The following is a 12,859-nucleotide window of genomic DNA, read 5'->3' as shown; positions in this document are numbered from 1 at the left end:
GCGAGGCCGCGATGGATGCTGCGAGCCGAGCCCGGTGAGGGCTGCGGCTACCGGCAACTAGTGCGAGTCGGTGGCGCTGATCTCGGTACGGTCGCCCGACCACAGCGTGTGGAAGGTGCCCTCGGCGTCGACGCGCTTGTAGGTGTGTGCACCGAAGAAGTCACGCTGTCCCTGAACCACGGCGGCCGGCAGGCGCTTGGCGCGCAGACCATCGTAGTAGGCCAGCGAAGACGAGAACGCCGGAGCGGGGAGACCAGACTGGGTGGCCGAGATGACCACGCGACGCCAGGCTTCCTGACCCTCGGTGAAGGCCTCCGCGAAGTACGGTGCGGTCAGCAGCGCGGCCAGGTTCGGCTCGGCAGCGTACGCATCCGCGATGCGGTTCAGGAACTGGGCACGGATGATGCAGCCACCGCGCCAGATGCGCGAGACGGCACCCAGGTCGATGTTCCAGTTGTACTCGGCCGCGCCGGCACGGATGGCGTCGAAGCCCTGCGAGTAGGCCACGATCTTCGAGGCGTACAGTGCCTGGCGAACGTCCTCGACGAAGGCGTCACGGTCGGCCACGGCCACGGTGTTTGCGGGGCCCGGCAGGCCGGCTGCGGCCTCACGCTGCTCCGGGTGCGAAGACAGCGAACGAGCGAAGACTGCCTCGGCAATACCGGAAACCGGCACGCCCAGGGCCAGTGCGTTCTGCACGGTCCAGACTCCGGTGCCCTTCGAGCCCGCCTGGTCCAGAATGACGTCTACCAGCGGCTTGCCGGTCGTGGCATCAACCTGGCGCAGAACCTCTGCGGTGATCTCGATCAGGTAGCTCTCGAGCTGACCCTTGTTCCACTCGGTGAACACGTCGGCGATCTCGGCCGGGGTCAGGCCCGCGTTGTAACGCAGCAGGTCGTAGGCCTCGGCGATGAGCTGCATGTCCGCATACTCGATACCGTTGTGGATCATCTTCACGAAGTGACCGGCGCCATCGGTGCCGATGTGGGTCACGCAGGGCTCGCCCTCGGAAACCGCGGCGATCGACGACAGGATCGGGCCGAGGGTCTTGTACGACTCGGCGGTGCCGCCGGGCATGATCGACGGGCCCTTAAGCGCGCCCTCCTCGCCACCGGAGATACCCGCACCCACAAAGTGGATGCCGGTCGGGCTCACGGCCTTCTCGCGGCGAATGGTGTCGGTGAACAGCGCGTTGCCGCCGTCCACGATGATGTCGCCGGGCTCGAAACGCTCGGTCAGCTGGTCGATGACCGCGTCGGTGCCGGCGCCAGCCTGCACCATGATGATCGCGGTGCGCGGCTTCTGCAGCGAGGCCACGAACTCATCGATGGTCTCGCTGGCGACAAAGCCCGCCTCGGGGTGTGCGGCAACGACGCCGCGGGTGCGCTCGGGGGAGCGGTTGAAAATCGCAACGGTGTTGCCCTCGCGGCTCGCCAGGTTACGGGCGAGGTTGCTGCCCATGACCGCCATTCCGATCACGCCAATGTTTGCCTGTGCTGCTTCCGTCATGGTTACTCCAATTCGGGGATGTATGGAAAGGGGATGCGCTGGACATGCCGGACGTAGACGCGCAATTGCACGCCACACAGCATGGGTTCTGATCAACTTAGCAAACCTCACATGCCCGCAAACGGTTTTGCCGATGCACCTTTGTTCAGTGCTGTGAGCGGGCGTGCGGGGCCCCGGAATACCGGGGCCCCGCACGACGTTGTCCGCCCTGCGCGGAATCCGATGCGCAGGATTGCGGGGCTAAATCGGCCAGCACGGGCCGCGGCTAGAGCCGGAACACCGAGCGCGGAATGCGGTCGGTAAGGTCGCGGATAATGACCGCAGCCTCGTCCTCACCCAGCTGGTGGGTGGTCACCAGCCCGGCGAGGAACGCCGCATCGGCTCGACGTGACATATCGTGCCGGGCCGGGATCGAGCAGAACGCTCGGGTGTCATCGATAAAGCCGGAGGTCTTGGCGAATCCGGCGCTGTCGGTCACGGCGGACCGGTAGCGGGCGATGGCCGCAGGGGTGTCGATGAACCACCAGGGGGCACCGGCGAAGACCGAGGGGTAGAACCCGGCCAGCGGGCCGATTTCGCGTGAGAATACGGTCTCATCCACGGTGAACAGCACCAGGCGGAAGGTCTCGTTGGTTCCGAAGTCCTGCAGGATGCGGCGCAGCGGGCGGGTGAAGGAGGCCTGATCCGGCAGATCGTGCCCGGTATCCGGACCGAAACGCTCGAGCGTTGGTGCGTGGTGCCCGCGGATGACGCCGGGGTGCAGCTGCATTACGAGCCCGTCCTCCGCCGCCATCTCGGCGTAGCGGTAGAGCATGTTGCGGCGATAGGCGAGGGTGTCGGCTTCGCTGGCGGTTCCGGCCAGGGCGGCCGCGTGGATACGCTCGGCCTCCGCCGTGGTGAGCGGCTCGGCTGTGGGCTCGAGTACCCCGGTGTCCGTCGCGGTGGCCCCGTGAGCGATGAAGTACTCGCGGCGGTTCTTGAGGGCCGCGATCAGCCCGGCGTAGGTGCCCGTATCGATGTCCGCTGCGTCCGCCAGCGCGGTGAGGGCATCACGCCATCCTGCCGCCCCCGGATCCATGTAGCGGTCCGCCCGGAACGTAGGCAGGACGCGACCGGCGAAGGTCGGATCGGCGGCCAGGGCGCGATGGGCGTCCAGGCTGTCGGCGGGGTCATCCGTGGTGGCGAGCACCTCGATGTTGAACCGCTCAAACAGCGCGCGCGGGCGCCACTCGGGGCGTGCCAGACGCTCGGCGATCTGGGCGTAGATACGATCCGAGCTCTCGACGGAGGGCACCTCGGTAATGCCAAACACGTCGTGCAGCTCGGTTTCAAACCAGTAGCGCACCGGGGTACCGGCGAAGTCGCTCCAGTGGCTGCTGAAGTGCCGCCAGATGTCGGCACCGCTCGCCGAGGAGGGCACCCCGCGGTCGGCGAGGCCGAGCTCGCCGAGTGGAACACCGTGGGCGTGCAGCAGCCGCGTCACGTAGTGGTCCGGGGTGATCAGCAGTTCGGCGGGATCGCGAAAGGCCTCGTTTTCCAGCAGCAGGTTGGCATCCACGTGCCCGTGGGGGGACAGGATCGGGGCGGTGGCCACTTCGGCATAGAGCCGCCTGGCGATGTCTCGCTCGGCGGGGTCTGCGGGGAACAGGCGGTCGGGGTTCGGTGTGAGCTGGGTCACGGATATCTCCCTGTCTTCATTGGCTGGGGTGAACGCGGTGGTGCAAATTCTGGGGAGCGCGGGTGCGCCCTGACGCTGTAGTGCGGCTAGGGCTAGCGCTGCCTCGCCGGGCCGGTGGACTTTCGTACGGTCAGGTGGGTTGGCAGCAGCATGGGCGGTGGCGGGGGCGAATCCGGGCCGGCCTCGAGCCGCGAGAGCAGCATTGAGACCGCCATCCGGCCGGCTCGCTCGATCGGAGCGGTGAGGGTCGTGAGTGGGGGGTTACAGAAGCTTGCGCCAAAAATGTCATCGCATCCGACCACGCTGATGTCCTCGGGTACCCGAACGCCGCGCTCGCGGAATCGCTCGAGCATACCGATCGCGATCAGATCGTTGAACACCACGCAGGCGGTGGATTCACTGTTGATCATGGCCTCCGCGGCGGCGGCACCCGAGGCCAGGCTGGGCGCGTATTCCCGGGTGCGAACGGGCTGTACGCCGAGCTTCTGCGCGGTCTTTTCCAGACGCTGCCAGCGGCGCTCATTGGACCATGACATATCCGGGCCCGAGACGTAGGTGATGCGGCGGTGGCCGAGCGATGCCAGGTGGTCCAGGGCCTGATCGATCCCGAATGGGGTATCGATGATGACCGCGGGAATGCCCGGTACATGGCGGTTGATCGCGACCAGGGGCATTCGCTCGGAGAGCGAGACGAGCTGCTGATCAGAGAGCCGCGAGGCGGTGAGGATCGCGCCGTCGGCCGAGCGTCGGAGCGAGTCGATCGTGGCGGCCTCGGAGTCGCTCGACTCGGCGGTATCCACGAGCATCTGCAGGTAGTTTGCCGCCTTGAGTTGCTGCTGTGTGCCACGAATGAGGCCAAAGTAGAACGGGTTCGTGATGTCCGAAACCAGCACGGCGATGGAGCGCGTCTGGCCCGAGGTGAGGGCCCGGGCCTGGGAGTTTGGAGTGTAGTTTAGCGCCCGGGCAATCGCCAGAATCTTCTCTCTGGTCTGGACATTTACACGACCTGGATTGGAGAGGGCGCGCGAAACGGTCGACGCGGCGAATCCGCTTTCGCGGGCAACATCGTGGATCGTTGCGGGCCTGGTCGACGACGACACCGGTTCGGTACTCATAACGAGAGAAAACCACACTTGGCAATTTTTGGCAAACGGTTGCTGAAAGTTTGTCGTTCTGTCTAGAGTCGGGACACCGGGGTTTCCGCCCCCTGGTTTCACCCAACTCAAGGAGGAGCTCGGATGATGAAAAGAAAACTCGTACTCACCACGGCACTGCTGGCCGCCGGAGCACTGACGCTCGCCGGCTGCTCCAGTGAGGCCGCACCCGGGGATAGTGCCAAGCCGCTGGACGGCGCGGGCAAGACCCTCAACGTCCTGACCGATGCAAACACGCTGTATCCGGAGGAGCAGCAGAAGTGGTTCGCGGATGTCAGCGAGCAGTTCAAGGCCAAGACCGGTGCCCAGGTGAAGTTTGAAACCTTCGCCACCGCAAACGATGAGCTGACCAAGATCCAGACCTCGGTGGTCTCGGGTCAGGGGCCCGACATCTACTCGCTCGGAACCACCTTCACCCCCACCGCCTACGCCACCGGTGCCTTCGTGAAGCTCAGCGAAGACGACTGGAAGAAGGTGGGTGGTCGCGACCGCTTCACCGAGGCCAGCCTGGGTATCTCCGGTCCGGACAAGGACAACGAGGTGGGAATCCCCGCCCGCAGCCGTCCGTTCGTGATGGCATACAACACCGAGATGCTGGCCGCCGCCGGCATCGACAAGCCCGCCGACACCTGGGATGGCCTCCTCGAGCAGGCAAAGAAGCTCACCCACGATGATGTGTACGGTCTGAGCATTGCCTACGGCGACAACTTCGACCCGTGGAAGTTCATCTGGGCCATGTCGACCCAGGCCGGCAACCCGATCATCGATGGCAAGAAGGTGCGCCTGGACGATCCGGTAACCATCAAGGCCTATGAGACCTACTTCGGCTGGCTGACCAAGGACAAGGTGGTGAACCCGGCATCGATCGGGTGGAAGGCCAGCCAGGCCCTCGCCTCCTTCGCCGACGGCAAGGCCGCGTTCATGCCGATGGTGACCGCCACCTCGATCAATACCCTCGACGCCTCCGCGGTCGCTGGCAAGTATGCCTACGCCGTGATGCCGACCATCCCGCCGGGGGACACCACCCGCCCGGCCGGTGGTAAGGAAGCCGCATCGATCCTCAGTGGATCAAACTTCGTCGTGGCCGACTACTCCAAGAACAAGGACCTCTCCTTCGCCCTGATCGAGATGCTCACCACCGCGGAAGCACAGAAGGTGTACTACGAGACCTTCGGTGAGATGCCGACCAACGCCGACGCCGCCGCGGCCCTGGAAAAGGACAACGAGAAGCTTGCCCCGATCGTCGCCGCCTCGAAGCTGTCGGTGGGAACGCCGTTCAGCGGTGCCTGGGGTGACGTCCAGCTGGGCATGACCAACGTCGTCGTGCAGGCCATCCCGTCGCTGAACTCCGGATCGGTCACCACCGATCAGATCGTCTCCGCCCTGAAGACCGAGCAGGAAAAGGCTCAGTCCGCTCTGGATCGCGCGAAGTAATTCACCGGAAGAGATTCATCATGGTTACCACCCCCGAGGCGCGCACCCGCGCCGATGCACTCGCGGCGGCGTCCGCCGCGAGTGCCGATGCCACCCCGGCGCGCTCCACCGCGCGCCGGGACGGGCATCCCGCCCCCTCCTCACCCTCGCGGCTGAACGGCCGCCCGCGTGGCGCCCGGAAGACCGGTGAGCGTGATCGTCCGCTCTGGATGCTCGCCCCCGGCGGCATCCTGATGGTGATCGTCATCCTGGTTCCTCTGGTGCTGGGCCTGGTGATCTCCCTGATGGATCTCGACCAGTACACCCTGCGCCAGTGGGTCAGCGCGCCGTTTATCGGCATCTCCAACTACGTCGAGGCCCTCACGAAGTCGTCGCTGATTCAGTCGATCGGTATCAGCGTTGGCTACTCGGTCCTGGTCACCCTGGTCTGCCTCCCGATCGGTGTGGCTGCGGCCCTCGCGACCCAGAACCGCTTCCGCGGGCGTGGGCTCGTGCGCTCGCTCTTCCTGGTGCCCTACGTTCTCCCGACCTTCGTGGTTGGTACCGTGTGGCGCACCATGCTTCAGCCAGACGGTGTGGGCAACGCGATGCTCGCGAACTTCGGCATCGATGGCGGCCTGTGGCTCAACGGCCCGCAGTCCTACTGGGCACTGGTATTTGTGCAGATCTGGGCGTCCTGGCCCTTCATCTACCTGCTGGTGCTCTCGGGTCTGCAGTCGGTTGATGCCGAGGTGCACGAGGCGTCCGCACTCGATGGTGCCGGCTGGTGGACCAAGCTGCGCTACGTGATTCTGCCCTACCTCAAGGGCCCGATCACCCTCGCGCTGATCATCTCCTTCCTGCACTCGGTCAACAACTTCACCCTCCCGTTTGTGCTCTTTGGAATCCCCGCACCGGCGGATGTCAACGTCCTGCCCGTGCTCACCTACATCACCGGCTTCCAGAACTTCCGGTTCGGGCTGTCGGCCGCGATGGCCGTGGTCTCGCTGATCCTGATCGCGATTCCGCTCTTTATCTACCTGCGAGCAGTGAAGCTCGACACCGGAGAGGATGGTGGGTCCCGTGTCCGCAAGTAGCACGATCGCCCCGCTGGGCGTGAAGCCGCACCGCGCCAGCGCCAAGGAGGGCGCGCGGCAGGCCCAGATTCACCGCCTGCTGCCCAAGCCCCTGCTCATCGTGATTCTCACCGCGCTGCTGGTGTTCGCGATGGTTCCGGTGCTGTACATTTTCTTTGCCTCGATCAACTCGGACCTCGCGGTGGCCCGCGGTGCCTTCTGGCCCACCGAGCTGACGTTTGAGAACTACTCAAAAATCTGGACCACGGTGGATCTCGGCACCGGGCTCGTGAACAGCGTGCTCGTGGCCGGCGGCGTCGCCCTGGTCTGCGCGGCGCTCTCGGTGTCTACCGCCTACGTGCTCGTGCGCTACGCCTTCCGCGGTCGCCTGCTGGTGCTGCGCGGTCTGCTGGCCCTGCAGTCGATCCCCGGCACCCTGCTGCTGCTCCCGGTGTTTGTGCTCTTCTCCACCGCGGCAAGCACGCTGGGTGTGCAGATCATCGGTACCCGCTGGGGCCTGTTCCTCACCTACCTCACCTTCGCGCTGCCGTTCTCGACCTGGGTCATGGTGACCTACCTGCGCGGCCTGCCGCGTGAGCTCGAGGAGGCCGCCCGCCTCGATGGCGCATCGCCCTTCAAGATCCTCACCCGAATCATCGTGCCGCTGAGCTGGCCCGGCATCGTCGTCTCCGGCATCTTCGCCTTCCTGCTGGGCTGGAACGACGTGCTCTTTGCCTCGGTGATGACACGCCCGGAGTCGCGCACGGTCGCCGTCGCGCTGCAGATCTTTGGGGCCACCCAGGAGGGCGGTGCCGTCCCGGTTTACGGCCAGATGATGGCCGCGGCGCTCGTCTGCGCGGTGCCCGTTGTAGTTCTCTACCTTATTTTCCAGCGCTACCTTGTTGGTGGCCTCACCGCAGGAGGAGTTAAGTAATGACCGCATCATCCACCCCCACCTGGACCCTGTCCGGGTTCGGGGACGAGATCCACGAGGATCCCCGCATTCAGATTGCCGTGCTGCAGGCGCTCGGCGCGCAGCACATCGAGGTACGCAGTGCCTGGGGCGTCAACATTGTGGACCTCGACGACGCTCAGCTGGAGGAGCTGCGTGCGCTGCTCGCCGAGCAGGAGATGGGGGTTTCGGCCATCGCTTCGCCGCTGGGCAAGGTGGACATCACCTCGGACTTCGACGCCGAACTCGCACGCCTCGACCGGGCGATCAACGCCGCGAAGGTACTGAACAGCCGCTATATCCGAATCTTCTCGTTCTACTACGGCGAGGGTGTGGACGTCGACTCCATTCGTGAACCCGTCATTGAGCGCCTGTCTCGCTTTGCCGAGATCGCGCAGGACGCCGGCATCGTGCTGCTGCACGAGAACGAGAAGGACATCTACGGCGACACCCCCGCCCGGGTGCTCGACCTGATCACCTCGGTGAACTCCCCGGCACTGCGCGTGGCCTGGGACAACGCCAACTATGTACAGGTGGGAGCGGTGCCCTTCGACGACGGTTTCGAAGCCCTGCGCCCCTACCTGGAATACCTGCAGGTAAAGGATGCCCTCGCGAGCGACCACTCGGTGGTTGCCGCGGGCGAGGGCGATGGCCAGCTGCGCGAAACCCTCGGCGCGCTTGCCGCCGACGGATTCTCCGGCTTCGCCTCGCTCGAACCCCACCTGTCCGACGCATTCGCCACCGGCGGATTCTCCGGTGCCGCAGCCTTCGGGCGCGCGGCCCGTGCCTTCCGAGGCCTCACCGATGAACTGGGAGTAACACTCGTATGACCACCGCAACACCCACCCGCGCCGCCATCATCGGCTGCGGAGTGATCGGCACCCACCATGCTCGCGTCCTGGCGGCCCACGAGGCCTTCAGCGTGAGCGCCCTCGTGGATGTTTTCCCCGAGGCGCTCGACGCCCTCGCCGATCTCCTTCCCACCGAGTATCCGGTGGAGCGTCCGCGCACGTTCGGGACGCTGACCGAGGCGCTGGCCGCGGGGGATATCGATATCGTGGTCATCACCACCCCGAGCGGACTGCACGTGGATGCGGCCCGCGAGGCGCTCGAAGCGGGCGTGCACGTGGTCATCGAGAAGCCGATCGACGTGGACCTGGTGCGCGCTCGCCGCATCGCGGACCTCGCCGATGAGGCAGCCGAGCGCGGCCTGACCGTCACCGTGATCAGCCAGCACCGCTTTGACCCGGCGAGCGTCGTGGTGAAGAAGGCCATCGACGAGGGCCACTTCGGCCGGCTGACCTCGGGATCGGCCACCGTTGCCTGGTGGCGCGGACAGGACTACTACGACAGCGGAAACTGGCGGGGTACCTGGGAGCTTGACGGGGGTGGCGCGGTCATGAACCAGGGGGTGCACACCGTGGACCTCCTGCGCTGGACCCTGGGTACCCCGGTCGAGATTTACGCCCAGACCGCGCTGCTCGCCCACGAGCGCATCGAGGTTGAAGACATCGCGGTGGCCACCGTGCGCTTCGAATCCGGCGCACTCGGCGTGATCCACTGCACCACCGCCGCCTACCCGGGCCTCAACACCCGGCTGCAGGTGCTCGGCTCCCGCGGCTCCGCCGTCATCGATAACGACCGCCTGGAGTACTTCCACGCGGCCGGCGGTGCCGATCTCATTCCGGGTACCGGCCTGAGCGCCGTGGGAACCGCGAACCAGGCGGCCGACGTGATCGACGCCGGTCAGCTCTCCTCTGCCCCGCGCGAGGATGGCGACTTCCTCGCCGCCCACACCCGCCAGTACGACGACATCGCCGCCGCGCTGAGCGATCGACGAGCACCCGGCATCACCGCACGGGACGCAACCCACTCGCTCGCACTCGTGCACGCGATGTACGCATCGGCAACCCTCGGCACCGCGGTGCTGTTCGCCGACGTGCTCGACGGAAAATACGACGACCTCACCCTGACGACGGGACGCGCATCATGAAGTACTCGGTATTCACCGCATCCACCCCCGACTGGACTCCGGCCGAGGCCGCCTCGATCCTGGCTGCCCAGGGCTGGGACGGCATCGAGTGGCGGGTCACCGATCAGGCCGAAGCCACACCTCCCGGATTCTGGGCCGGTAACCGCGCCACCTGGCCGCTGACCGGGCTCGAGGACCACCTCGACGAGATCCGCGAGATCACCACCTCAAACGGGCTGGCCTTTTCCGGTATTGGTGGTTACGCGCTGGTCGGCAACCACTCCGACGCCGAGCGCATGCTCGCTGCCACCGCCGCGGTGGGTGCCACCCAGGTGCGCATCACCATGCCCCGCGTGGACGGCCAGAACTACGTCGAGCTGTTCGCCCAGGCACGGGCTGATCTTGAGCACATCGTGACCCTGGCTGAGAAGTACGGTGTGAAGGCACTCGTGGAGCTGCACCACGAAACCATCACACCGTCCGCCTCGGCCGCGCGCCGCCTGGTCGAGGGGCTGAACCCCGCAGCCGTGGGCGTGATCCACGATGTGGGTAACCTCATCAACGAGGGCTTCGAGAACCACCTGGCCGGCTTCCAGCTGCTGGGCGAGTACCTCGCGCACGTGCACATCAAGAACGCCCAGTGGGTCATCGATCGCGTCGAGATCGATGGCACCCACGTGTGGCGTCACGAGTGGACCACGCTGCGCGCTGGCCAGGCGGATCTTGCGGCCTACGTGCGAGACCTGGTGGCCTTCGGCTACGACGGCTGGATCACGCTGGAGGACTTCTCGACCGAGGTGCCGCTCGAACAGCGCACCGCCGAGAACCTCGCCTACGTGCGCTCGCTCGTCGAATCGGCACAGGGTGTCTAACCCCGCCGCGGCCGAGGTTCGGGTACCCACCCGAACCCGGCCGCACCCGCGGATCCGCATCGCCCACCTCGGGCTCGGTGCCTTTCACCGCGCACACCAGGCCTGGTACACCGAGCTCGTGCAGCGCGCCGAGCCCGGTGACTGGGGGATCGAGGCCTTCACCGGTCGTTCGCCTGCGCAGGCGGAGACGCTTGCCGCGCAGGACGGCGTGTACACCCTCGTGGTGCGCGCCGCCGAGGGGGACACCTTCGAGCGGATCGAGTCGATCGCCGCGGCGAGAGACGGAAACGACACCGAGCGCTGGCGGGCGCGCCTCGCCGATCCCGACACCGCGATTCTCAGTCTGACCATCACCGAGGCGGGCTATCGCCGCGGTGCCGATGGTGAGCTGAACCTCGCGGATGCCGACGTTGCCGCGGATCTTCAGCGGCTGCGTGCGGGCACCGGGGAGGGGTGCGTGAGTGCACCCGGTCGCATCGTGGACGGGCTGCGCGCCCGCCGCACCGCAGGTTCCGGCCCGCTGGCGGTGCTGAGCTGCGACAACCTCGCCGATAACGGGGCGGTCACCCGCGCCGTGGTGGGGGCGCTCGCCGCCCGGGTTGATCCCGAGCTGGCGGCCTGGATCGAGGCCAACGTCTCGTTTGTCTCCTCCATGGTTGACCGCATCACCCCGGCCACCACCGACGCCGATCGTGACGAGGCTGCGACGGAAACCGGGGTGCGGGATGCCGCAGTGATCGTGACCGAGCCGTTTACCGAGTGGATCATCGCCGGTGAGTTCCCGGCCGGTCGCCCGAGCTGGGAACACGCCGGAGCGCGGATCGTCGACGAGATTGAACCGCACGAGCGCCGGAAGCTCTGGCTGTTGAACGCGGGTCACTCGCTGCTCGCGTACGCCGGGCTCGCCCGCGGACATGAGACGGTGGATGCGGCCTTTGCCGATCCGGTACTCGCCGAACGCCTGGAAACCCTGTGGTCCGAGGCCGCCGCGGTGCTGCCGCAGGATGCCGAGGAGATCGAGGCCGCCCGCGCCGCGCTGCGGGAGCGCTTCGCGAATCCGCGGATCCGGCATCACCTCGCGCAGATCGCACTCGGCGGTGCGCACAAGCTCCCACCGCGGATCTTCGACGTGGTGCGGGCGCGGCTCGCTGCCGGGCTTGATGTCGGAACCACCGCGGGGCCTGTCGTGGAGGACTGGATCGCCTACCTGCAGCGGCCGGACACCCCGGCTGCAGAGTGGGCACCGCTCGGAGGCGGGGTGAACCCGGACGACCTCACCGTCGACGCGTTGCTGGCGATCCTGGCACCGGACCTGCGGTCGGCACTCTGAACACCGCGACTCGCGCTCACCCTCGGGTGAGCGCGAGTCGCGTTTCGCCGGGGACTCACCCCGATTAGCGCCCGCGCGCACTCTCGGATAGACTGAGCGCTGAACTTCGGCGAGGGCCTTCTTTCGAGATGAGCCGTTATCGACGCGGTGGGCAAGGCCTCGGCTTTTCCTCACGCTGATATGCGTTCGAGTTGAAATCATCCGGGTCCCCGAGGCCCGCCAAATCAAGGAGTAATTATGGCTGACAACAGCGTAAACCTGGACGCCGAACTGCGTACCTCTTTCGGTAAGGGTGCCGCTCGCAAGCTGCGCGCCGCCGGCAAGATCCCCGCCGTCATCTACGGCCACGGAACCGAGCCCAAGCACGTTTCGCTGCCGACCCACGCCACCGGCCTGATCGTTCGTCACTCGAACGCTCTGATCAACCTGAACATCGACGGTGCTGAGGAGCTCGTCCTGGTTCGCGAGGTTCAGAAGGACCCGGTTCTGCGCATCATCGAGCACATCGACCTCGCCGTCGTTGTGAAGGGTGAAAAGGTCGAGGTTGAGATCCCCGTTCACGTTGAGGGCGACTCGGCTCCGGGCACCCTGGCAAACGTTGAGACCAACACCCTGCGTCTGCTGGTTGCCGCAACCAACATCCCCGCAAACGTCGTTGTCTCGATCGCCGGTGCCACCGAGGGCCAGCACGTCTTCGCTAAGGACGTTGTCCTGCCCGAGGGTGCAGAGCTCGCTGACGAGGCAGACACCCTGATCATCCACGTTGCCGCAGCTCAGGCCGCAGCCGAGGAAGAGACCGAGGCAGCTGCCGAGTAATTCTCGCGCACGCTTCGACACCCCCTCCCTCCGGGTTTCCGGACGGAGGGGGTGTTTTGTTGCCCCGTGCGTGCGGTCGGGTTTTAT

At 66.3% G+C, this 12,859-nt stretch carries 11 protein-coding genes; 8 read left to right on the top strand and 3 right to left on the bottom strand.

Annotation, left to right across the window (positions count from 1 at the left end; all coding sequences use genetic code 11):
• Window positions 1-57: 57 nt before the first annotated feature.
• The 3 genes from gndA to D9V32_RS14240 all read right to left on the bottom strand — a co-directional run bounded on the left by gndA (window position 58) and on the right by D9V32_RS14240 (window position 4,302).
• Window positions 58-1,509, bottom strand: coding sequence for an NADP-dependent phosphogluconate dehydrogenase (gene gndA, locus D9V32_RS14250; protein ID WP_121649588.1), 1,452 nt, complete (start codon window positions 1,507-1,509; stop codon window positions 58-60).
• A 265-nt stretch (window positions 1,510-1,774) separates the two neighbouring features.
• Window positions 1,775-3,187, bottom strand: coding sequence for a glucuronate isomerase (gene uxaC / locus D9V32_RS14245; RefSeq protein ID WP_121649587.1), 1,413 nt, complete (start codon window positions 3,185-3,187; stop codon window positions 1,775-1,777).
• Between the two features lie 92 nt (window positions 3,188-3,279).
• On the bottom strand, window positions 3,280-4,302 hold the full coding sequence (locus tag D9V32_RS14240) for a LacI family DNA-binding transcriptional regulator (protein WP_121649586.1): 1,023 nt from the start codon (window positions 4,300-4,302) through the stop codon (window positions 3,280-3,282).
• Window positions 4,303-4,425: 123 nt separating this feature from the next.
• Between D9V32_RS14240 and D9V32_RS14235 the strand changes: the two genes are divergently transcribed.
• The 8 genes from D9V32_RS14235 (at window position 4,426) to D9V32_RS14200 (ending at window position 12,772) form a co-directional block, all read left to right on the top strand.
• Complete coding sequence (locus D9V32_RS14235) at window positions 4,426-5,775, top strand: sugar ABC transporter substrate-binding protein (protein WP_121649585.1); 1,350 nt, start codon at window positions 4,426-4,428, stop codon at window positions 5,773-5,775.
• Between the two features lie 20 nt (window positions 5,776-5,795).
• Window positions 5,796-6,851, top strand: coding sequence for a carbohydrate ABC transporter permease (locus D9V32_RS14230; RefSeq protein ID WP_121649584.1), 1,056 nt, complete (start codon window positions 5,796-5,798; stop codon window positions 6,849-6,851).
• Window positions 6,838-7,764, top strand: a complete 927-nt coding sequence (locus D9V32_RS14225) for a carbohydrate ABC transporter permease (RefSeq protein WP_245982343.1) — start codon at window positions 6,838-6,840, stop codon at window positions 7,762-7,764. Before D9V32_RS14230 ends, D9V32_RS14225 begins: the two co-directional genes overlap by 14 nt.
• On the top strand, window positions 7,764-8,612 hold the full coding sequence (locus D9V32_RS14220) for a sugar phosphate isomerase/epimerase family protein (protein WP_121649582.1): 849 nt from the start codon (window positions 7,764-7,766) through the stop codon (window positions 8,610-8,612). Before D9V32_RS14225 ends, D9V32_RS14220 begins: the two co-directional genes overlap by 1 nt.
• The gene (locus tag D9V32_RS14215; RefSeq protein WP_121649581.1) at window positions 8,609-9,775 is read left to right on the top strand and encodes a Gfo/Idh/MocA family protein; all 1,167 of its coding nucleotides are present in this window, start codon (window positions 8,609-8,611) and stop codon (window positions 9,773-9,775) included. Before D9V32_RS14220 ends, D9V32_RS14215 begins: the two co-directional genes overlap by 4 nt.
• Window positions 9,772-10,626, top strand: a complete 855-nt coding sequence (locus D9V32_RS14210) for a sugar phosphate isomerase/epimerase family protein (protein WP_121649580.1) — start codon at window positions 9,772-9,774, stop codon at window positions 10,624-10,626. Before D9V32_RS14215 ends, D9V32_RS14210 begins: the two co-directional genes overlap by 4 nt.
• Complete coding sequence (locus D9V32_RS14205) at window positions 10,619-11,956, top strand: mannitol dehydrogenase family protein (RefSeq protein ID WP_121649579.1); 1,338 nt, start codon at window positions 10,619-10,621, stop codon at window positions 11,954-11,956. The genes D9V32_RS14210 and D9V32_RS14205 overlap by 8 nt, the downstream gene beginning before the upstream one ends.
• Before the next feature lie 237 nt (window positions 11,957-12,193).
• Entirely contained in the window at window positions 12,194-12,772 is a 579-nt protein-coding gene (locus D9V32_RS14200; protein ID WP_121649578.1) for a 50S ribosomal protein L25/general stress protein Ctc, read from the top strand.
• Window positions 12,773-12,859 lie beyond the last annotated feature (87 nt).

Source organism: Mycetocola tolaasinivorans (assembly GCF_003667565.1).
Taxonomy (GTDB): domain Bacteria; phylum Actinomycetota; class Actinomycetes; order Actinomycetales; family Microbacteriaceae; genus Mycetocola; species Mycetocola tolaasinivorans.
This window is presented reverse-complemented; position numbering and strand designations above follow the sequence as displayed.